22 protein-coding genes are annotated in these 19,861 nt (G+C 69.2%); 10 read left to right on the plus strand and 12 right to left on the minus strand.

Annotated features, from left to right (window positions below; all coding sequences use genetic code 11):
• Nucleotide 1: 1 nt before the first annotated feature.
• From bioD to BOSE46_RS06310, 3 genes are read right to left on the minus strand one after another with little or no spacing between them, the layout of a single operon-like run.
• The gene (gene bioD, locus BOSE46_RS06300; RefSeq protein WP_159539431.1) at nucleotides 2–679 is read right to left on the minus strand and encodes a dethiobiotin synthase; all 678 of its coding nucleotides are present in this window, start codon (nucleotides 677–679) and stop codon (nucleotides 2–4) included.
• Nucleotides 676–1,791 carry an 8-amino-7-oxononanoate synthase gene (locus BOSE46_RS06305; protein ID WP_159539432.1) on the minus strand — a complete coding sequence of 372 codons (1,116 nt, stop codon included), beginning with the start codon at nucleotides 1,789–1,791 and terminating at the stop codon, nucleotides 676–678. Before BOSE46_RS06305 ends, bioD begins: the two co-directional genes overlap by 4 nt.
• Nucleotides 1,788–3,062, minus strand: a complete 1,275-nt coding sequence (locus BOSE46_RS06310) for an adenosylmethionine--8-amino-7-oxononanoate transaminase (protein WP_159539433.1) — start codon at nucleotides 3,060–3,062, stop codon at nucleotides 1,788–1,790. Before BOSE46_RS06310 ends, BOSE46_RS06305 begins: the two co-directional genes overlap by 4 nt.
• 67 nt (nucleotides 3,063–3,129) lie before the next feature.
• Between BOSE46_RS06310 and bioB the strand changes: the two genes are divergently transcribed.
• Together bioB and BOSE46_RS06320 are read left to right on the plus strand one after the other, a co-directional pair.
• Nucleotides 3,130–4,125, plus strand: coding sequence for a biotin synthase BioB (gene bioB, locus BOSE46_RS06315; protein WP_159539434.1), 996 nt, complete (start codon nucleotides 3,130–3,132; stop codon nucleotides 4,123–4,125).
• 1 nt (nucleotide 4,126) lies between these two features.
• Nucleotides 4,127–4,306: a hypothetical protein gene (locus BOSE46_RS06320; RefSeq protein WP_159539435.1), complete on the plus strand. Its 180-nt coding sequence runs from the start codon at nucleotides 4,127–4,129 to the stop codon at nucleotides 4,304–4,306.
• Here the strand turns inward: BOSE46_RS06320 and BOSE46_RS06325 are convergent.
• The 3 genes from BOSE46_RS06325 to BOSE46_RS06335 form a co-directional block, all read right to left on the minus strand.
• On the minus strand, nucleotides 4,303–4,911 hold the full coding sequence (locus tag BOSE46_RS06325; RefSeq protein ID WP_159539436.1) for an energy-coupling factor transporter transmembrane protein EcfT: 609 nt from the start codon (nucleotides 4,909–4,911) through the stop codon (nucleotides 4,303–4,305). The two genes, BOSE46_RS06320 and BOSE46_RS06325, sit on opposite strands and share 4 nt — an antisense overlap.
• 76 nt (nucleotides 4,912–4,987) lie before the next feature.
• Nucleotides 4,988–5,677 carry an energy-coupling factor ABC transporter ATP-binding protein gene (locus BOSE46_RS06330; protein ID WP_159539437.1) on the minus strand — a complete coding sequence of 230 codons (690 nt, stop codon included), beginning with the start codon at nucleotides 5,675–5,677 and terminating at the stop codon, nucleotides 4,988–4,990.
• Nucleotide 5,678: 1 nt separating this feature from the next.
• Nucleotides 5,679–6,269 (minus strand): biotin transporter BioY, encoded by a 591-nt coding sequence (locus BOSE46_RS06335; protein ID WP_159539438.1) that lies wholly within the window; start codon nucleotides 6,267–6,269, stop codon nucleotides 5,679–5,681.
• 96 nt (nucleotides 6,270–6,365) lie between these two features.
• Here BOSE46_RS06335 and BOSE46_RS06340 point away from each other — a divergent pair, with 96 nt between their 5' ends.
• On the plus strand, nucleotides 6,366–6,944 hold the full coding sequence (locus tag BOSE46_RS06340; RefSeq protein ID WP_159539439.1) for a TetR/AcrR family transcriptional regulator C-terminal domain-containing protein: 579 nt from the start codon (nucleotides 6,366–6,368) through the stop codon (nucleotides 6,942–6,944).
• A 102-nt stretch (nucleotides 6,945–7,046) separates the two neighbouring features.
• Complete coding sequence (locus BOSE46_RS06345; RefSeq protein ID WP_159539440.1) at nucleotides 7,047–7,871, plus strand: FkbM family methyltransferase; 825 nt, start codon at nucleotides 7,047–7,049, stop codon at nucleotides 7,869–7,871.
• Between the two features lie 119 nt (nucleotides 7,872–7,990).
• Here the strand turns inward: BOSE46_RS06345 and BOSE46_RS06350 are convergent, their stop codons facing one another.
• Both BOSE46_RS06350 and BOSE46_RS06355 read right to left on the minus strand, forming a co-directional pair.
• Nucleotides 7,991–9,448: a GuaB1 family IMP dehydrogenase-related protein gene (locus BOSE46_RS06350; RefSeq protein ID WP_159539441.1), complete on the minus strand. Its 1,458-nt coding sequence runs from the start codon at nucleotides 9,446–9,448 to the stop codon at nucleotides 7,991–7,993.
• Between the two features lie 34 nt (nucleotides 9,449–9,482).
• Nucleotides 9,483–9,656: a hypothetical protein gene (locus BOSE46_RS06355; protein ID WP_159539442.1), complete on the minus strand. Its 174-nt coding sequence runs from the start codon at nucleotides 9,654–9,656 to the stop codon at nucleotides 9,483–9,485.
• A 158-nt stretch (nucleotides 9,657–9,814) separates the two neighbouring features.
• Here BOSE46_RS06355 and BOSE46_RS06360 point away from each other — a divergent pair, with 158 nt between their 5' ends.
• The 4 genes from BOSE46_RS06360 (at nucleotide 9,815) to BOSE46_RS06375 (ending at nucleotide 14,030) form a co-directional block, all read left to right on the plus strand.
• Nucleotides 9,815–10,582: a class I SAM-dependent methyltransferase gene (locus BOSE46_RS06360; RefSeq protein WP_159539443.1), complete on the plus strand. Its 768-nt coding sequence runs from the start codon at nucleotides 9,815–9,817 to the stop codon at nucleotides 10,580–10,582.
• Between the two features lie 4 nt (nucleotides 10,583–10,586).
• Complete coding sequence (locus tag BOSE46_RS06365; RefSeq protein WP_159539444.1) at nucleotides 10,587–11,681, plus strand: glycosyltransferase family 1 protein; 1,095 nt, start codon at nucleotides 10,587–10,589, stop codon at nucleotides 11,679–11,681.
• Nucleotides 11,678–13,039 (plus strand): lipopolysaccharide biosynthesis protein, encoded by a 1,362-nt coding sequence (locus BOSE46_RS06370; protein WP_159539445.1) that lies wholly within the window; start codon nucleotides 11,678–11,680, stop codon nucleotides 13,037–13,039. Before BOSE46_RS06365 ends, BOSE46_RS06370 begins: the two co-directional genes overlap by 4 nt.
• A gap of 211 nt (nucleotides 13,040–13,250) precedes the next feature.
• Nucleotides 13,251–14,030, plus strand: a complete 780-nt coding sequence (locus BOSE46_RS06375; RefSeq protein WP_159539446.1) for a bifunctional 2-polyprenyl-6-hydroxyphenol methylase/3-demethylubiquinol 3-O-methyltransferase UbiG — start codon at nucleotides 13,251–13,253, stop codon at nucleotides 14,028–14,030.
• A 15-nt stretch (nucleotides 14,031–14,045) separates the two neighbouring features.
• Here the strand turns inward: BOSE46_RS06375 and BOSE46_RS06380 are convergent, their stop codons facing one another.
• Nucleotides 14,046–15,014, minus strand: a complete 969-nt coding sequence (locus tag BOSE46_RS06380) for a GDP-L-fucose synthase (RefSeq protein ID WP_159539447.1) — start codon at nucleotides 15,012–15,014, stop codon at nucleotides 14,046–14,048.
• Between the two features lie 118 nt (nucleotides 15,015–15,132).
• Between BOSE46_RS06380 and gmd the strand changes: the two genes are divergently transcribed.
• Both gmd and BOSE46_RS06390 read left to right on the plus strand, forming a co-directional pair.
• Complete coding sequence (gene gmd / locus BOSE46_RS06385) at nucleotides 15,133–16,125, plus strand: GDP-mannose 4,6-dehydratase (protein WP_159539448.1); 993 nt, start codon at nucleotides 15,133–15,135, stop codon at nucleotides 16,123–16,125.
• A complete protein-coding gene (locus BOSE46_RS06390; RefSeq protein WP_159539449.1) occupies nucleotides 16,125–17,153 on the plus strand; it encodes a GDP-mannose 4,6-dehydratase in 1,029 nt (342 codons plus the stop codon). The genes gmd and BOSE46_RS06390 overlap by 1 nt, the downstream gene beginning before the upstream one ends.
• On the opposite strand, the gene BOSE46_RS06395 is transcribed toward BOSE46_RS06390, so the two are convergent.
• The 3 genes from BOSE46_RS06395 to BOSE46_RS06405 all read right to left on the minus strand — a co-directional run bounded on the left by BOSE46_RS06395 (nucleotide 17,126) and on the right by BOSE46_RS06405 (nucleotide 19,857).
• On the minus strand, nucleotides 17,126–18,382 hold the full coding sequence (locus BOSE46_RS06395; protein ID WP_159539450.1) for a glycosyltransferase family 4 protein: 1,257 nt from the start codon (nucleotides 18,380–18,382) through the stop codon (nucleotides 17,126–17,128). The genes BOSE46_RS06390 and BOSE46_RS06395 overlap by 28 nt on opposite strands.
• 119 nt (nucleotides 18,383–18,501) lie before the next feature.
• Complete coding sequence (locus BOSE46_RS06400; protein ID WP_159539451.1) at nucleotides 18,502–19,134, minus strand: acyltransferase; 633 nt, start codon at nucleotides 19,132–19,134, stop codon at nucleotides 18,502–18,504.
• A gap of 42 nt (nucleotides 19,135–19,176) precedes the next feature.
• On the minus strand, nucleotides 19,177–19,857 hold the full coding sequence (locus BOSE46_RS06405) for a class I SAM-dependent methyltransferase (protein ID WP_159539452.1): 681 nt from the start codon (nucleotides 19,855–19,857) through the stop codon (nucleotides 19,177–19,179).
• Nucleotides 19,858–19,861 lie beyond the last annotated feature (4 nt).

The raw sequence follows: 19,861 nt of genomic DNA on the forward strand, positions 1-19,861 counted from the left end.
GCTACCGCCTGCCGCCCGGCAGCGCGGTGAACCAGCCGGGCGCCTCGTGCCGGAACTCCATCCGCACGAGCGAGCCGGCGCCGGCAGGGATGCGACCGTCGATCGCCAGGTCGGTCAGCCGCGGCAGGTCGGCACGGTTGCTGCGCTCGGCGAGGCCGGGTTCCGACGAGCAGGAGCCGAGCACGAGACGCGGGACCAGCCCTTCCGCGCGGAGCCGGTCGACGGTCAGGCCCGTGTGGTTGAGGGTGCCGAGGCCTTCGCGAGCGACCACGATGACCTCAGCGTCGAGAGCGCGGGCCAGGTCGATCATGGTGCCGCCCTCCCCGTCGAGTCGAACGAGCAGACCACCGGCACCCTCGACGATCACGACGTCGGCCGCGATGCGCCGGATCCGCACGGCGATCTCGTCGACCGTCGGCAACCAGACGCCCTCGAGGCGCGCGGCGCTCTCGGGCGCCAGGGGATGGAGCAGCCGGGTGATCTCCTCGACGTCCGGAAGGCCGGTCAGGCGTACGACGTCGTCGATGTCGCCGGGCTCATCGGCCACGACGCCGGTCTGGACCGGCTTGACGACGGCGACGTGGTGCCCGGCGTGCTGCAACGCCACCGCCAGTGCGGCCGTGGTGACGGTCTTGCCGACGTCGGTGTCGGTCCCGGTGACGGCGACGTACTGGGTCACGCCACGACCGTCCCGATGAGCTTGCCGGCCAGCGTCAGCTCGTCCTCGCTGACTCCGGCCGACGCGGTGAGTCGCAGCCTGCTGATGCCGTCGGGGGTGGACGGCGGCCGGAAGCAGCCCACGCGTACGCCGCTGGCACCGCACTCGGCCTGGGCGGCAAGCGCCTCGACCGGTCCGGGCATCTCCACCGAGAGGACTGCTCCGGCGACGCGCTGGACGCCGGCGGCATCCGCGAGCGTCGCGGCGACGTGGTGCAGCCGGGCGACGCGTTCGGGCTCGACGTCCATGACCCTCAGCGCCTCGAGGGCGGCTGCCGCGGCGGCGGGCGCGAGTCCGGTGTCGTAGATGAAGGATCGTGAGCGGTTGACGAGGTGGTCGATGACGGCCTGGCTGCCGAGGACCGCGCCGCCTTGGCTGCCGAGCGCCTTGGACAGCGTCATCGTGACGATCACCGACGGCCGGCCGCCCAGGCCCAGCTCGCGTACGAGGCCGCCACCGTCGCCTGCGACGCCGACGCCGTGCGCCTCGTCGACGACGAGCGTCGCGTCGTAGCGCTCGCAGAGGCCAACTAGCTCCGTGAGCGGTGCCGCGTCGCCGAGCACCGAGTAGATCGACTCGACGAGGACCAGTGCTCGCGCCTGCGTACGCTCCGCGAGTCGCGCCTCGACCTGGGCGAGATCGTTGTGCGCGACGACGGCGAGTGTCCCCCGGGACAGCCGGCAAGCATCGACGAGCGAGGCGTGCACATGGGCGTCCGAGACCAGGAGCGTGTCGCGGTCGGAGAGGGCGGTCACGGCGGAGAGATTGGCGTGATAGCCGGTCGAGTGCACCAGGGCTGCCTCGTGTCCGAGCCGTGCGGCGAGGGTCGACTCGAGCGCCGTGTGCACCGGCAGCGTGCCGGTGACCAGGCGTGACGCGCTCGCGCCGGCGCCCCATCTCACGGCCGCGTCGGCGGCTGCGGCGGTGACCCGAGGGTCGCGGCACAGTCCGAGGTAGTCGTTGCCGGCCAGGTCGATCACATCGTGGTCGCCCGTGTGGGTCGTCAGCGAGCGGACCAGGCCGTCGCGCTCACGCTGGGCAGCTTGTTCGCCGAGCCACGTGTGCAGGTTCATCGGGCGCCTCCAGCGGCTGCGACGAGTGCGCCGGTGATGACCGCGAGGTCCTCGTCGGTGCTGATGTAGGGCGGCATCGTGTAGATCAGGTCGCGGAACGGCCGGATCCAGACACCGTGGTCGAGCGCCACCCCGCTGGCGGCCGCGACATCGACCGGGTGGTCGAGCTGGATCACGCCGACCGCGCCGAGCGTACGTACGTCGGCAACGCCGTCGAGCTCGCGGGCAGGCGCCAGCCCCTCGTCGAGGGCGGCGTTGATGCGCGCGATGTCGAGCCGCCACGAGGACTCGGTCAGCACGTCGAGCGAGGCTGCCGCGACGGCGCAGGCCAGGGGGTTGGCCATGTATGTCGGCCCGTGCATCAGCGCTCCGGACTCCGAGGCGTCGATGCCGGCGGCCACGGCGGGCGTGCAGAGGACCGCGGCGAGGGTCAGGTAGCCGCCGGTCAGGGCCTTGCCGACGCACATGATGTCGGGGCTGATGCCGGCGTGGTCGGCGGCGAACATCTCACCTGTGCGGGCGAAGCCGGTCGCGATCTCGTCGAGCACCAGCAGCCAGCCCCGGGCGTCGCAGAGCTCGCGCAGCCAGCGCAGGACGGCCGGTGGATAGACCCGCATGCCACCGGCGCCCTGCAGCACGGGCTCGACGATGACGGCGGCGATCGTGTCGTCGAGGGCGTCGACGACTGACTGTGCCTCCCCGATCCAGGCGTCGGCGTCGGCATCGAGACCGGCCGGCGGGCGAGGTAGGAAGACCTGCTCGGCCAGCACGTCGGTGAACATCTGGTGCATGCCGCCGACGGGGTCGCACACGCTCATCGCCCCGAACGTGTCGCCGTGATAGCCGCCGCGCAAGGTGAGGAGCTGCGTACGCCCCGGGTGCCCCGTCCCGCGTTGCAGTTGCAGCGCCATCTTGATCGCGACCTCGACGGCGACCGAGCCGGAGTCGGCGAAGAAGACCTTGTCGAGACCGGCGGGTGCGAGGTCGAGCAGCCGGCGAGCGAGCTCGATGGCCGGCTCATGTGTCAGGCCGCCGAACATGACGTGCGACATCGTGTCGGCCTGGCGGTGCAGCGCTGCGTCGAGCCTGGGGTGGCGATAGCCGTGGATCGTCGCCCACCACGACGACATCGCGTCGATCGGCTCGCGCCCGTCGGCCAGTGTCAGGCGGTTGCCGCGGGCCGAGGTGACCAGCAGCGGCGTCGCGGGCGAGTCCATCGGGGCGTACGGGTGCCACACGTGGGCGCGGTCGAAGTCGATGAGGTCATCCATGGCGGGTGATCAGGATCTCGGGTGGCCGAGGTTTGACCTGAACGGTGTTCAGGATACATTCCTTGCCATGACTGACGTCCTGCAGGTCGCCCGCACCCACGTTCTCGAGCAGGGCCTCGGGCTCTCCGAGGAGCTGCTCGTCGAGGTGCTGAGGCTGCCCGACGAGCGCATCCCCGAGCTGCTGGAGCTCGCCCACGACGTACGCATGACGTGGTGCGGCCCCGAGGTCGAGGTCGAGGGCATCGTGTCGCTCAAGACCGGAGGATGCCCGGAGGACTGTCACTTCTGCAGCCAGTCGGGTCAGTTCCAGTCGCCGGTCCGGGCGGTGTGGCTCAACATCCCCGAGCTCGTCGAGGCCGCCAAAGAGACCGCCAGGACCGGCGCGTCCGAGTTCTGCATCGTCGCGGCCGTACGCGGTCCCGATCAGCGGCTCATGGACCAGGTTCGCGAGGGCATCAAGGCGATCCAGGCCGAAGTCGACATCAACATCGCCTGCTCCCTCGGCATGCTGACCCAGGCGCAGGTCGACGAGTTCGTCGAGATGGGCGTCCACCGCTACAACCACAACCTCGAGGCGGCGAAGTCGTACTTCCCGCAGGTCGTGTCGACGCACTCGTACGAGGAGCGCTGGGACACCTGCCTCATGGTCCGCGAGGCCGGCATGGAGCTGTGCTGCGGAGGGCTCGTCGGCATGGGTGAGTCGATCGAGCAGCGTGCCGAGCTGGCCGTCCAGCTCGCCGAGCTCCAGCCCCACGAGGTGCCGCTCAACTTCCTCAACCCGCGCCCCGGCACGCCGTTCGGCGACCAGGAGCTCATGAGCTCGCAGGATGCCCTGCGGACGATCGCCGCGTTCCGCCTCGCGATGCCGCACACGATCCTGCGCTATGCCGGCGGTCGCGAGCTGACGCTCGGTGACCTCGGCACCCGCGAAGGGCTGCTCGGCGGGGTCAACGCCGTGATCGTCGGCAACTACCTGACGACACTGGGCCGCGACGCCAACGAGGACATCGACCTGCTGGCCGAGCTCGGCATGCCGATCAAGGAACTCCAGAAGACGCTCTGACATGACGTACTGCGGTCACTGCGGCGAGGGTGTCGACGCGCGCGACCACTCGCGGTGCGCAGAGCTGCTGCAGATGGAACCGCCGAGATTCTGCGCCGAGTGCCGCCGGCGCATGGTCGTGCAGGTCGTGCCGCGCGGCTGGTCGGCCCGTTGCGTCGAGCACGGCGAGGTCAGGGGTTAGTCGGCGATCCCTCGGGCCTGCAGGGCCGCGCCGGTCTCGTACGCGTGCGCGACCGTGCGGATCACCATCGGGGTCAGCAATGCGCGTGGGTTGCGTTCGAGCCCGCGTGCCTTCGCGGCGGCCCGCGTCTCGTGCGCGATCTCGAGGACTCCGGGGATCGCACGAATCATCAGCGAGAACGCCAGCGCGACGCGCTCGGGATTCACGCCGATCCGGCGGAACGGCCCGAGACCACGCGTGATGGCATCGAGCATCGAGTCGATCGAGGTGCTCGCGGTGAAGACGAGGGCGGCGATCACGACGGCCAGCAGGCCGGCAACGACATGGATCGCGGTCGGCCAGCCGCGTTGCCAGACCTGGAACGCCGTGGCCAGCACGATGACGAGCAGCAGCGGCCGCAGCGCTCGGACGGTGCTGCGCAGTGGCATGCGTACCCAGGCCGCCAGGCCGATGGCAGCGGCGAGGAATCCCAGGGCCGGCCACATGCCGGGGACCAGGACGGTGGCGAGGCTGAACAACGCGAGCAGACCCAGCTTCGGGCCGGCCGGTATGCGATGCAGCAACGTCGTCCCCGGCCGGTAGTTGCCGACGAGGAACTGGCTCATGACGCCACCTGCGAGAAAGACCCACGATGCGCAGATGGCGTCATGAGGTGCCGGATCGTTCGCTCGCTGCGCTCGCTCATCGGGTGACCTGCTGGCGGTAGAACGCGACCGCGTCCGCGGGGGCGCCGTCGAACGCCACCCGCGCCTCGTCGATCACCAGCGCGCGGTCACAGCGCAGGGCCAGGTCGAGGTCGTGGGTGACCAAGATCAGTTGTTGGGACAGGGCGAACAGTCGGTCGGCGATCACGCGCGTGTTGCGCAGGTCGAGCAGGGTCGTCGGCTCGTCGGCGACGAGGATCGCCGGGTTAGTCGAGAGCACACCAGCGAGGGCCAGCAGCTGCTTCTGGCCACCCGACAGGGCGTGAACGCTGGTGTCAGCCTTGTCGGCGAGATCGAACTCGGCCAGGATCTCGCGCGCCTTCGCGAGGCGCTCCTTCTTGTCCTTGATGCTGCGGCGGAGTGACAGCGCGATGTCCTCGAGGCAGGTGGGCATGACGAGCTGCGCGCCCGGGTCGGTGAAGACGAAGCCGACCTGACGACGTACGGCCGCACCGTCGCGGGTCGTGTCGAGGTCGTTGACCGTGACCCGGCCATCGCTGGGCTCGACGAGTCCGTTGAGCAGCCGGGCGAGCGTCGACTTGCCCGAGCCGTTGCTGCCGATCAGGGCAACGCGCTGCTCGGTCAGGCTCAGCGTCGTCGGATGGAGCAGCACGAGGTCGCCGCCGGGAGTGGCTACCCGGACGGTGACCTCGTCGAGCCGGATCACGTCAGCGCTTGGCGACCAGCTGGGGGAATGCGCGATGCACCGCGGCCGCGACGATCGCCGCGAACACGCCCTTGATGATGTCGGCCACGAAGAACGGCGTGGCGTAGCCCCAGGCCGCCTTGAGGCTGACGTCGAGCTTGAGCGCCATGCCGATCGTGCCGAGGGTCCCGACGACGGCGACGGTGACGATCGCCGCGGCGATCGACACGACGATCGTGAACGCAGCGGGGTTGGTGCGGGCCACACGGCTCGCGACCAGCCCGACGATGAAGGCCGCGATCGGGAACGCGAGCAGGTAACCGCCCGTGACGCCGACCCACACCGACGGTCCGCCGCGGTGGTCGGCGAAGATCGGCACGCCCGCGGTGCCGACCGCGAGGTAGAGGAGCACGGCGAGGAAGCCGCGCCTCGCACCGAGCGCCGCACCGGCGAGGAAGATGCCGAACATCTGGAGCGTGAACGGCACGCCGATGCCGGTGACGCTGAAGTCGCCGATGATCGTGCAGACCGCGATCAAGGCCGCGAACGTGGCGATCAGGGCGAGGTCGGTGGTCGACACGGCGTTCTTGCGTGAAGAGGTGAGGCTTGGCATGGGACTCCTGAGGACGTACCTGAACGATGCTCAGGTGAACGGCGTTCAGGCTAACCTATAGGCTGGCTGGACCGTCAATTCGAGCCGGAGGCCCGCGTGCGCTACCACCGTTCCGACATCGTCGAACGAGCCGTGGGGATCCTCGACATGTACGGGCTGCCCGACATGTCGATGCGTCGCATCGCGTCCGAGCTGGGGCTCCAGCCAAGCGCGCTCTATCACCACTTCGCCAACAAGCAGGTCCTGCTCGCGGCGGTGGCTGACGAGCTGCTCGTACGCGGTGCACGGCCGTTGCCGACGCATGAGCCCTGGGACGTGCAGGTCCTGGCGGCGAGCCGCGAGCTGCGCGACGCGATGCTCGCCTATCGCGACGGCGCCGAGCTGATCGCCACGGTCCACGCCTTCGGCCTGGGTGCGGTGTCGCTCAACAGCCGGCTCGCGGGAGCGATCGCCGCCGGTGGGTTCGACAACGCGTTCGCGCGGTCGGCCGCGACGACGATCCTCTACTTCGTGTTCGGCCACGTCTCCGACGAGCAGACGCACCTCCAGGCGGGCAGCGCAGGCGCGATCGACGATGAGCCGCTCGAGCGGGCGGACTCCGACTCCTTCGAGCTGGGCCTCACCCTGATCCTCGACGGCATCCGATTGCGCAAGGTGGCAACGGCCCCTGCCTGACACCGCTAGCCTGTGGCGGTGAACCATCGTCTCCGGCAAGTTGCGTGGGTCCTCGCCCGCCGGGCGCGGTGGGCCGTTCGAGATCGGCTCGGAAGCCGCCCGGTGATCCGGAAGGTGCAGGGCGTCAACCTCTCCATGCCCCGGTCGCACCGACTGCCCGACTACGCGGCGATCGACGGGCAGTACGGGCAGAATCTCGTACATCTCGCGGCACTGCTCGCCGAGGACGATGAGCTGACCGTCCTCGACGTCGGCGCCAACATCGGCGACTCGGCCGTCCAGATCCTGCACGCAGCCGAGGGCCGTGTTCTCTGCGTCGAGGCTGATCCGTTCTATCTCCGCTACCTCCACCTCAACGCCGACCCCGACCCACGGATCACGGTCGTCGAGGCGTTGTTGGCTCCCGGCGCCTCGCAGAAGGCCGCTTCCGCCGTACGCGTCGGAGGTACGACACGGTTTGCCGAGGGGGTTGCCGCTGACGCCATGCCGGTCGTTGCCGTGACGGCGTTGAGCAAGCTTCACCCTGAGTTCGACCGGCTGAGGCTCGTGAAGTCCGACACCGACGGCTACGACACGACGCTGATCCAGGTCATCGCCCAGACGTGGAGCGATGCGTCACCCGTCCTGTTCTTCGAGTACGACCACGTTCTCACCCGACTTGCCGGCCATGACCCCGTGATGGTGTGGGACTGCCTGGCCGACCTCGGCTACACGGTCGTGGCGGTCTGGGACAACGACGGCCACCCGCTCGGTCGGACCACCGTCGATCGGGTGGCGGAGCAGGCGTCGATCCTGGACGAGCCGTTCAAGCAGCGCGGATACCACTACTGGGACGTGGCGGTCGTGCACGGCGCAGACGCTTCAGGGTTGCGCGCCGTGGAGTCGCTCGTGCCCGGATTCCTGGCCGACGAGCCCCTGCCCACCTAGCCACAACGAGCGAAGCGAGCAGGCGGCCCGATGCGAGCGCCAGCGAGCAGCGGAATGAGCGGCTGGGGGTCCCCCCACGAGCTTGCGAGTAGGGGGCCGAAGGAGCCGCGTGCCGCCTACTACCAACTGGCGTGCAGCGGGCGGCCCTCGTCGTAGCCGGCCGAGCTCTGCAGGCCGACGATCGCGCGCTCGTGGAACTGCGCGAGCGAGCGGGCCCCTGCATACGTGGCGCTCGACCGTACGCCGGCGATGATCGCGTCGACAAGGTCCTCCACTCCGGGACGATCAGGGTCGAGGAACATGCGTGAGGACGAGATGCCCTCCTCGAACAGCGCCATGCGGGCACGCTCGAAGCCGGCCGCGTCACGCGTGCGGTTGGAGACTGCACGAGCCGAGGCCATGCCGAACGACTCCTTGTAGGGCCGGCCGTCGGGGCCGAACTTGAGGTCGCCGGGGCTCTCGAGCGTGCCGGCAAACCACGAGCCGATCATGACGCTCGCCGCACCGGCCGCCAGGGCGAGGGCGACGTCACGCGGGTAGCGGACACCGCCGTCGGCCCACACGTGCGCGCCGAGCTCACGTGCAGCTGCCGCGCACTCGAGCACCGCGGAGAACTGCGGGCGGCCGACACCGGTCATCATGCGCGTCGTGCACATCGCGCCCGGTCCCACGCCGACCTTGACGATGTCGGCACCGGCGGTGACCAGGTCGCGTACGCCATCAGCCGACACGACGTTGCCGGCGGCGATCGGGACCCGGTGGCCGGACGTGGCCTCGTACGCCTCACGGGCCGCGACGACGACGGGCAGCGCCTCGAGCATCTTCTCCTGGTGGCCGTGCGCCGTGTCGACGACGAGCACGTCGATGCCCATGCCCAGCAGGTCGGCGGCCTTGCCGGAGACATCGCCGTTGATACCCACGGCGGCGCCGATCACGAGCGCACCGGAGCCGTCGACGGCCGGCTGGTAGATCGTCGAGCGCAGGGCGCCCTTGCGGGTCAGCGCCCCGACGAGCTGTCCACCGTCGAGCACCGGCGCGAAGTCGATGTGGCGGGCCGACATCTCGTTGAAGCAGGTCTTGGGGTCGGTGCCGGCGTCGAACGTCAGGATGTCGGTCGTCATGACCTCGCGAACCTGCGCGAAGCGGTCGATCTCGGCGCCGTCGCGCTCGGTGACGATGCCCAGGACCTTGCCGTCCTCGACCACGACGACCGCGCCGTGGGCACGCTTGGGGATCAGGCTCATGGCCTCGCCGACCGTCGTGGACGAGGTGACGGTGACCGGGGTGTCGTAGACCGTGTGCGCGGCCTTCACGCGCTGCACCGTCGCGGCGACGATGTCGAGCGGGATGTCCTGCGGGATGATCGCGATGCCGCCGCGACGGGCGATCGTCTCCGCCATGCGCTTCCCGGAGATCGCGGTCATGTTGGCCACGACGAGCGGCAGGGTCGTGCCGATGCCGTCAGCCGTCGACAGGTCGACGTCGAACCGGCTCGTGACGTCTGAGCGCTCCGGAACCATGAACACGTCGTTGTAGGTCAGGTCGTACGAGGGCTGCAGGTCGTTGAGGAACTTCACCGCACAATTCTAGTTGCCGGGTGGGTGGATGTGCTCAGGCGCTGCGGCGTGACGCCCGGTCCGCCTCGTAGGGCGCGTCGACCAGGAACGCGATGCCGCACTGGCGGCACATGCCCGTGCCGGACCCGAGGTCTTCGGGCAGGTCGATCTCGCCCTCGCAGGCCTCGCAGACCATCGTGAGCCCGATGAGCTCGAGTGAATGCCTCATGTCGGCCTCCTTCCCTTCAGCCCCCACGATAAGAACTGCGGCGGACACAATCGGGGACCGAGGGTGAGTCGGCGATTTCGATCTCACGTATGCGCTGGCGGCGAGTGCGCCCGGGATAGTATGTGGGCCGGTCCACAGCTCACCAGATGAGGGAGAACATGCCACAGGTAGTTGCGTGTCCGATCTGTGCAGAAGCGACCGTCGACTACGGCACCCAGACCGTGCTGGGCAAGTACCCAGCCGACTACCGCCGGTGCACTTCGTGTGGCGTGGTCTTCGTGAACGGTCCCACCTGGCTCGAGGAGGCATACGCCGAGCCGATCAACGAGGAGGACTCGGGCCTCCTGCAGCGCTGCGCGGTGATGAGCAAGAAGGCGTCCCTGATCCTGGCCGGCGAACGGATCACCAAGGGCCGGTTCCTCGACTGGGGCGGGGGCTACGGGACGTTCAGCCGCATGATGCGCGACCGTGGCTACGACTTCTTCCACTCAGATCCCTTCACGAACAATCTCTTCGCGCGCGGCTTCGAGGACCAGCCGGGGACGCGCTACGACCTCATCACGGCATTCGAGGTGTTCGAGCACCTCGGGGATCCCTACGCCGAGCTCGCGCCGACCGCGGCGCGCACCGATCGTCTGTTGTTCACCACCGGGATCCTGCCGGAACCGGCACCGGCCGTCGACGACTGGTTCTACTTCGGTCCGGAGCACGGTCAGCACATCACCCTTCACACCACCGAGTCGCTGCGGGTGCTGGGCGAGCGGCTGGGCTTCCAGCTGGCGACCAATGGCTACAACCTGCACCTCTATCACCGCGAGCCGCTCAAGGCGCCGACCCGCCTGATCTTCTCCGACGCCGTGCGCACAGCGCGACGGAACGTCAAGCGACTGGTGAGCATCCCGGCGGCCAAGCTCGCCGACAGGTGAGCTGATGCGCGTCTTGATCGACCCCCAGGCCTTCCTGGTGCAACGAGTCGGCGGGGTCTCCAGGCTCTTCGCCGAGCTGGCCAAAGGGCTCGACAGGTCCGATGACGTGGACCTCGTGCTGCCGCTCGGGCTGACCCGCACGGAGTACCTGCACCGCTACTTCCCAGACCGCATGAGGCTGGTGGAGAGCGACAGCCGATTCCTCCGGGGCCGAGCACTCGGTGCCGTCAACGCCGTGACGCGGCTGCCACCCAAGCCGGTCGACATCGTCCACAGCACCTACTACTGGCCGCAGTACAAGAACGCCTACCGTGCCCGCAAGCGGATCACCACGGTCTTCGACATGATCCCCGAGCTCATGCCGGAGCTGCACGAGCCGGGCCCCAATCCGCATCGCAGCAAGCGTGACTACGTCGACGCCGCCGATGCCATCGTCTGCATCTCCGAGACCACCAAGGCGGACCTGCTCAGCTGTTGGGGCGATCCCGGCAAACCGGTCCATGTCGCCTACCTGGGCGTCGACAGCACGTTCTTCTCTCCACGTCCGCCAGTGGTGGAGCTGCCCGAGACGTACGTCCTGTTCGTCGGCATGCGCAGCACCTACAAGAACTTCACGCTGCTCGCGGACGCCTTCGTCGAGATGGCCGGGGCGAGTCCCGACCTGCACCTGGTCGCAGTCGGCGGTGGGCCGTTCGATGCCGAGGAGACGGAGTTCTTCGACCGCCACGGCCTGAGCGACCGCGTGCACCAGATGCGGGTCTCTGACGCGGACCTGCCCGGGGTCTACGCCGGCGCCGCGTGCCTGGTGTTCGCCAGCAGGTACGAGGGCTTCGGTCTGCCCGTGCTCGAGGCATTCGCCGCACGCTGCCCCGTGATCGTCGCCGACACGCCGTGTCTCGTCGAGGTCGCCGGCGGGCTGGCCACGGTGGTGTCCCCGGACGACCCGACACAGCTCGCATCAGCACTGAAGGCCCTGGTCGGGGACGTGGCGCCCGACACCACGCGGCTCGACTCCGCCCAGTCGCGTGCCGCGGAGTTCACGTGGGAACGCATGGTCGCCGAGAACCTCGCGATCTACCGGCAGACCCTCGACGCATGACGGAGTCGGCACGGGGGGTGGCCCGCAACCGTGCGCTCGTACGCTCGGCCATCGCCGCGATCGCCACACGAGGCGGCACCACGCTGGGCACGCTGCTCCTGACACCTGTGCTCGTCCACTTCCTCGGCGTCGACGGATACGGCGTCCTCATGACGCTGACCCTGACGACGACGCTCCTCCTGCTGGGCGACTTCGGCATCGCGAACGGCCTGGTCAGCAAGCTCAGCCTCAACAAGGACGGCCCGGACCGTGCCCGCGCGATCCTCTCCTCCTCCTACGCGATCGTGGCCAGCGCATCCGTCGTGGGCCTGCTCGTGGCCGGTCTGCTCGCCTTCGCACTGCCCTGGAACTCGTGGACGGGGGCGGACGGAGTGCCCGCCATCGACATCCACGTGGCGGCATTCATCGCGCTGGCCGGCGCCGCGCTCCAGCTGACGACCAACCTCGGCCAGAAGATCGAGCTGGCCCACCAGCGGGCCCATGCCGCGTCGTTCTGGCTCGGCGTGGCCAACGTCGGTGCGCCGGCGGTCGCGACCGTCGCCGCAGCGCTCACGCATGACATCCGTTGGAGCGTCGCCGGCATGGCGCTGACCCCGCCCGTGGTGTTCTGGATCCAGTCCCGACGCGTGATCCGGGCGCTGCCTGAGGACATCCGTCCTCGTCGGGCGTACGTCTCGAGGGCCCTGGTCAAGGAGCTGCTGTCCTCCGGTGCGCAGTTCACCGGCATCGCACTGCTCGCCGCTGTTGCCTTCCAGCTGGACACCCTGATCGTCTCCTCCGTCCTGGGGTCGGAGGCCGCCGCGACCTACAGCGTGACGATCCGCGTGTTCGGGCTGGTGTCCACCACGATCAACGTCGCCGCGATCCAGCTCTGGAGCGCCTTCGCCGACGCCACGAAGCACGGCGACGTCCTGTGGGCCCGGCGCGCACTCGTGCGTACGACGGCAGCCTGTGCCGGGGGAGCGGCGCTGCTGTCCGCGATCTTGTTCCTGCTCGGCAAGCCGGTGGTCCGCCTGTGGCTGGGTGACGATCTCGTGCCGAGCACGGCCCTGCTGGCGGCCGCCGCGCTGTGGACCGTGGTCGTCTCGACCTCCGCACCGTTGGTGTTCTTCCTCAACGGCAACGAGAAGTTCCGCCAGCAGCTGATCTTCGGTGTCCCGATGGCGATCTGCAACATCGGTGGGTCGCTGTGGCTGGTCCACTCGATCGGCGTGAGCGGGGTGCTCTGGGCGAGCTCTTTCGCGTCAATTGTGTTCGTTTGGTTCCCTTTGGGACCCATCGCGTACCGGCTGCTGTGGCGTCAGTCGCACGCACCGCAGGTCGTCGAGCGGGACGTCGATCCCGACCCCGCGACCTAGGGCAGACAGGGCGTCGAAGTTCGTGCCGATCGGCCTGACATGGGGGTCGACGCCTCGCTAGGATTGGCGGCGGGTGGGAGCCCGAAAGGTACTCATGTCAGCCGGCACGACCACGTGCGAAGCGTGCGGTGCGTCCGACGTCCACGCCTACCCTCGCGCTCGTACGAGCGGGCGGGTCATCGTCCGTTGTCGCTCCTGTGGCCTCAGGTTCTTGTCCAACCCCGAGGACGCGGCCGCGATCCACGACTTCTACGACGAGTACGACCGCGAGCTGTTCGAGCTCTACGCGAATGCCAGGCGCTCGTCGATGCTGGACGTGGTCTGGCGGGAGACGATCGAGCGCATCTCGGAGCTGCTGGGCGGCAGCGCCGGCCGCACGCTCTTCGATGTGGGATCCGGCGGGGCCGACTTCCTCGCCCTGGCGCGCGACGCAGGCTACGAGGTCTCGGGCAGCGAGCTTGCTCCCGGCGCCGTCGAGGTGGCCAAGGAGACCCACGACATCGATCTCCATCTCGGTGACCTGCCGACGATCGAGGGCTCGAACCTGTACGACTCGGTCACGATGTGGTGCGTGCTCGCCCACGTGTCGGACCCGGACGAGCTGCTGACCGAGTGCCTGCGCCTCCTCAAGCCTGGTGGGGTCCTGTTCATGCAGACCCCACGGTGGTCCGCGATGGACGGGGCGGCACTGGCGGTGTCCAAGGCGACCGGGGGCAGGGCGTCCCGCGTCATCGACCGCAGGGTGTCCGACACCCACATGCGGCTGCACTCCAAGAGCAGCATGCGGCAGACGTTGGAGCGTCTGGGCTTCGAGGTGATCGCGACCGAGTCACGCGTGCGCTACTCGCTCGAGACCACGCACTACCTGGCCTCGCTCGGCGTGCCCGAGCGCATGCGGACACCGATCAGCTCGTCGGTCGACAGTCTCCTGAAGCGCGATGCGTTCTTCCGCAACGTGCTGGACGTGTTCGCCCGCAAGCCTCTCGGCTGAGCCGGCGGCGCCGGCCTAGCTGAGGTTGCGTGCGGTGCCGGCCATGCGGGAGTCCGTGAACTCCCGGTACGTACGCTCGACGCCGTCGCGCAGGCCGATCTCGGCCTTCCAGCCGAGCTCGTTGATCCGCGACACGTCGAGCTGCTTCTGGGGCGTGCCGTCGGGCTTGGACGTGTCCCAGCGGGTCTCGCCGGTGAAGCCGGTGATCTCCGCGACCATCTCGGCGAGCTCGGCGATGGTGAGGTCCGATCCGGTGCCGACGTTGATGGGCGCCGGGTCGTCGTAGTTCTCCAGCAGGAACAGGCAGGCGCGCGCGAGGTCGTCGACGTGGAGGAGCTCGCGGCGCGGGGTGCCGGAGCCCCAGTTGGTGACGGTGTCATCGCCGGCCGCAACCGCGTCGTGGTACCTGCGGAGCAGCGCCGGGAGGACGTGCGACTTGGTCGCCGAGTAGTTGTCGCCGGGACCGTAGAGGTTGGTCGGCATCGCGGAGATGAAGTGCCGGCCGTGCTGGCGTCGTACGGCCTGGAGCTGCAGGACCCCGGCGATCTTGGCTATCGCGTAGGCATCGTTGGTCGGCTCGAGGGTGCCGGTCAGCAGCGAGTCCTCGCGGATCGGCTGCGGGGCGAACTTCGGGTAGATGCAGCTCGAGCCCAGGAACAGCAGCTTCTCGGTGCCGTGCTCGACGGCCGCGTCGATGACGTTGAGCTGGATCCGCAGGTTGTCGCTCAGGAAGTCGGCGGGGTACGTGTCGTTGGCCGCGATCCCGCCGACCTTCGCCGCCGCCAGGACGACGACCTCGGGACGCTGCTCGGCGAAGAAGTCGAACGTCGCCGCGCGATCTCGCAGGTCGAGCTCGGACGACGTCCGGGTCACCAGATCGGTGAATCCCTGCCCCTCGAAGTGCCGCAGGACGGCCGAGCCGACGAGTCCGCGGTGCCCCGCGACGTAGGTCCGGGACGTGCGATCCAGGGGTGTCTTCGCCATGTTGTCTCGTCTCCATCGTGGGTGTGCGACGCCAGCGCTATGCTACGCGAGAGTTATTCGGCGGGGCATCGGTACGCCAACTCGACACGGCTGTCCATCACTAGTCACAAGGCAGGTCATGAAGCGCGCACTGATCACCGGGATCACCGGTCAGGATGGTTCCTATCTCGCTGAGCTCCTCCTCGAGAAGGGCTACGAGGTACACGGGCTCATCCGCCGGTCGTCGACGTTCAACACGAGCCGTATCGACCAGATCTACCAGGATCCGCACGAGTCGGGCAAGCGCCTGTTCCTGCACTACGGAGACCTGACCGACGGGGTCAACCTGGTCAACCTGATTCACCAGATCCAGCCCGACGAGGTCTACAACCTCGGCGCGATGAGCCACGTCAAGGTCTCGTTCGAGATGCCGGAGTACACCGCCTCGACGGACGCCGTGGGGACGATCCGCCTCCTCGAGGCGATCCGGGCTGCGCAGCTGGACTGCAAGTTCTACCAGGCCTCGACGTCCGAGATGTTCGGCGCGACGCCTCCGCCGCAGAATGAGCAGACGGTGTTCTATCCCCGGTCGCCCTATGGCGCGGCCAAGCTCTACTCGCACTGGGTCACGGTCAACTACCGCGAGGCCTACGACATGTTCGCGGTGTCCGGCATCTTGTTCAACCACGAGTCCCCCCGCCGCGGCGAGACGTTCGTGACCCGCAAGATCACCCGGGCCGTGGCGCGCATCAAGGCCGGTGTCCAGGACGAGCTGTTCCTCGGCAACATCGACGCGATCCGCGACTGGGGCTACGCCAAGGAGTACGTCGAGGGCATGTGGCGCATGCTGCAGCACGACGAGCCGATCGACTTCGTCCTGGCGACGGGCACCGGTACGACGGTCCGCGAGTTCATCGAGTACTCCTTCGCGCATGCCGGGCTCGACTGGGAGCAGCACGTCCGCTACGACGAGCGCTACGAGCGGCCCACCGAGGTCGACGCGCTGATCGGCGACCCGAGCAAGGCGCACGACCTGTTGGGCTGGAAGGCAGAGACCCAGACCCAGCAGCTCGCAGAGCTGATGGTCGACGCCGACATCGAGCTGTTGGCCGGCGGCGGCGAGCACGCCTGATGGCAGGCCCGGCGACGGCCCTCATCACGGGAGTGGGAGGGCAGGACGGGGTCTACCTGGCGAGGGAGCTCGTCAGCCACGGCTATCACGTCGTCGGGACCCTGCAGCCGGGGTCTGAGTCATCCAGACGGTCGGCCCTGCCCTATCTCGACGGGGTCGTGGTCCGCGAGCTCGACCTGCGCGATGCGGCGGGCTTCGAGGCACTCCTCGAGGAGTTCCGCCCCGACGAGATCTACAACCTCGCCGCGTTCAGCTCGGTGGGTGCGAGCTGGGACAACCGCGAGCACGTCGCCGAGGTCAACGGCATGGCCGTCCTGCGCATGCTCGACTCCCTGCTGCGGCATCGCGACCGTCACGGCAGCTGCGCGCGCTTCTACCAGGCCTCGACGTCGGAGATGTTCGGCCTGTCCAAGGAGCAGCCGCAGACCGAGGACACCCCGCACTACCCGCGCAGCCCCTACGCCGTGGCCAAGAGCTTCGCGCACTACCTCACGATCAACTACCGCGAGTCGTACGACCTCTACTGCTGCAGCGGCATCCTCTACAACCACGAGAGCCCTCTGCGCGGTCGCCAGTTCGTCACCCGCAAGATCACCCGGGCGGCCGCCGAGATCGCCTGCGGCGTACGTGATCGCGTCTCCTTGGGCAACCTGGCGGTCGAGCGCGACTGGGGAGCGGCCAGCGACTACGTCTCGGCCATGCGCCTGCTGCTGCAGCACGACGAGCCGGGCGACTACATCATCGCCACGGGGGAGTCGCACAGCCTCGAGCAGCTGCTCGAGGTCGCGTTCGAGTCGGCCGGGCTCGGCGACCCGTGGCGCTACGTCGACCAGGATCCGGCCCTCATCCGCCCGACGGACGTCGGTGGCTTGATCGGTGACGCCGGCAAGGCGCGCCGCCAGCTGGGATGGGAGCCGACGGTGCGGTTCGAGCAGGTCGTCGAGGAGATGGTGCAGGTCGACATCCGCCGCGTGCAGTCGGGTGTCGAGGAGTCGGCCGACTACCTGGTGGCGACGTCGTCCTTGTGAGGCGATGCGTCCAGCGCGTCGACGACCAGCTGGGTGATGGCACCCAGCGACACCTCGCGGTCGAGGTGCTGACGGCTGTACTCCCGGCCGTTGCGCGCCAGCCTCGCCACGAGGTCGGCGTCGCTGCGCAGCCGCTCGACCGCTGCCATGAACCCGGCTGAGTCGCCCGGCTCGACGACGAGACCGGCATCGGCCCGGCGCACCTCGGCGGCGGTGGTGCCATCGGCCCGGGTGACTGCGATGACCGGCCGGCCCATCGCGAAGTAGGTCGTCAACTTGCTCGGCAGCGACATGTCCTTGACCGTGCCGCGCTCGTGCACGAGGAGTGCGTCGGCGGACCTCAACGTCGTGGCCAGCTCGTCCTCGGGCACGTGGGACCGGAGCCGGGCATTGCGGCGATCCGCGATGGCGCTGCCCAGCGCACCGGCCTGGCTGCCGCCGCCGACGAACTCGAACTGCACGGCCGGCATGGAGGTCTCGAGGTCGCCCACGATCGGCGCCAGCTCGTCGAGCCCCTGCTTGAGCCCCATGTTGCCGGCGTGCATCACGACGAACTTCTCGTCCTGACGGGCCACCTCGGTCTCGTCGGTCATCGGGACGCGGCTCCAGTTGGCCACGACGTGGATGCGGGAGGCGTCGACACCGAGCGAGCGCAACGGCTCGACGAAGCCGTGCCCCGGCACGGTCACCGCGTGGGCGGCCCGCAGCGAGCGGGCCTCCATGCGCGCCAACGCTCCGGCGGCCCTGGAGGCCCCGGCCATGCCGGACTGCTTGGCGGCCTGGCCCACGAGGTCCTGGACGATCTGGATCAGCGGGCGCCGGCGGCCGGAGATGCTGCGAGCGAAGCCGGCGGCGAAGATGCCGGGGCAGACACCGATGACGACGTCCGCGTCGCGTACGACGCTGCGCCACCGCAAGGGCATGGCGGCCAGGGTCCAGGAGCCCTCGAAGGCGAGCCGGCGCAGGAGCGAGGGGTCACTCGGCACGTACGTCGGAAGTCGCCGCACCGTGACGCCGTTGCGCTCCTCGGTGGCGTAGCCGCGCCGCGAGTCCGACGGAACCTTCCAGTCGGGGTAGTGCGGCGGCATCGTCAGGACGTCGACCTGAGCACCTGCGCGTGCAAGCCACTCGGCCGTCTCGGTCGAGTAGGGCGCGATGCCCATGAGGTCCGGGGCGTAGTCGTGGGTGACCATGACGATCCGGCGACCGTGGAGGACTCCGTCGGGCATGCAATGTCCTTCCGAGGGAACAAGGCGCTCGGCGGGCCGAGACTGTGCAGGCAAAAGAGTAGTTCATCGGTCGCGCCCAGTTGGCCAGATTCGCCGCTCGGCACGCCACTCGCCGGGTCTTACGCGCCGGCCACCGATTCTGCGGCTGTCTCGCTGTCCTGGCCGACGTCGACGAGGCCCACGGCACGTGCCGGGTTGCCGACGACGATCGTCCCGGGGTTGCAGCTGCTGCGCACCACGGCGCCTGCGCCGACGACGCAGTTGTCACCGATCGTGACGCCTCGCAAGATCATCGCGCCTGTGCCGATCAACACGTTGTCGCCGATGGAGACCGCGTCCTCCGGCTGCGGCGGGGGGATCGGGTCGGTGGCGCGGGTCAGCGAGTTGACGGGGTGGGAGTCGGTGTCGATGATCGTGACGTTGGCGCCCAGCAGGGTGCCTGAGCCGATGCGCACCGAGATGGCTGCCGAGATGCTGCCGCCGCTCATGCCGGAGCCTTCACCGATCACCACCTCGGCACCTGGCAGCAGGGCCCGGATGATCACCGGGTGGTTGATCCCGAGCGGGTTGCGGTACGTGGTCGAGACGAGGCTGACGTTGTCGCCGATGACGATGCGCGCTCCACGAGCCGCGCGGAGGTGCGGCCGCCCGTACGCGAGCGCGCCGTCACCGATCTCGATGCGCGACGACCGCTGGGCCTTCGCGGTCGCCCTGGCCACCATCGTGAGGAGGGAGTGGAGGAGTCTTCGCATGGCGACACGCTACTGCGTGGCGGTCGGCGGCCTGTATGCCGCTCAGCGGAAGTCGAGCAGCAGCGTGTCGGGCGGCTCGATCTCGTGCTCCATGCCCGACTTGTCGACCCGCGCGCGTACGCAGAACGTCTCGTGGCGCAGGCGCAGGAAGCCGGTCTGCGCGCCATAGCTCATGAACAGGTCGCGCACCTGGGCGAGAGCGGCCTCGCCGACGGACGGGTGGCGGGTCGCCTCGGCGAAGCGCATCAGGCCCGGCAGGTCGAGCTTCTCCCACGTGCCGAACTCGTGCGTCTCGGGCTCGTGGAACAGGCCCGAGGCGGTGAACGTGTCGACCGGGGTCGCGGGTGCGCCGCGCTCGCCGGTGATCTCGCGCAGCTTGCGCATCCACGGGATCGAGTCGTCGTAGCGCTGCGAGACCGTCGACAGGAGCCCGTCGTGCCGCAGCACGCGGGCGTACTCGGCCAGCGCTGTGGGCGCCTCGCGCAGCTCCGGTGCGATCACGACGTCGAAGGCGCCGGCGAGGAACGGCAGCCGTTCACCACGGCTGCGGACGTACTGGATGTCCTCGTGGCGGCTCGCGGTGACGTCGTCCCCCGCGACGACGACCTCGTGTCCCTGCTCGGCCAGCTGGTAGGCGAGCGAGGTGTCACCGAGGTGCAGCACGCAGGCCAGACGGTCCCCGACCAGCCACTTGGCGGTGCGATCTTCGGGGGAGTCGTTCATCTTC

The sequence above is a fragment of the Aeromicrobium sp. 9AM genome, assembly GCF_902506105.1.
Taxonomy (GTDB): domain Bacteria; phylum Actinomycetota; class Actinomycetes; order Propionibacteriales; family Nocardioidaceae; genus Aeromicrobium.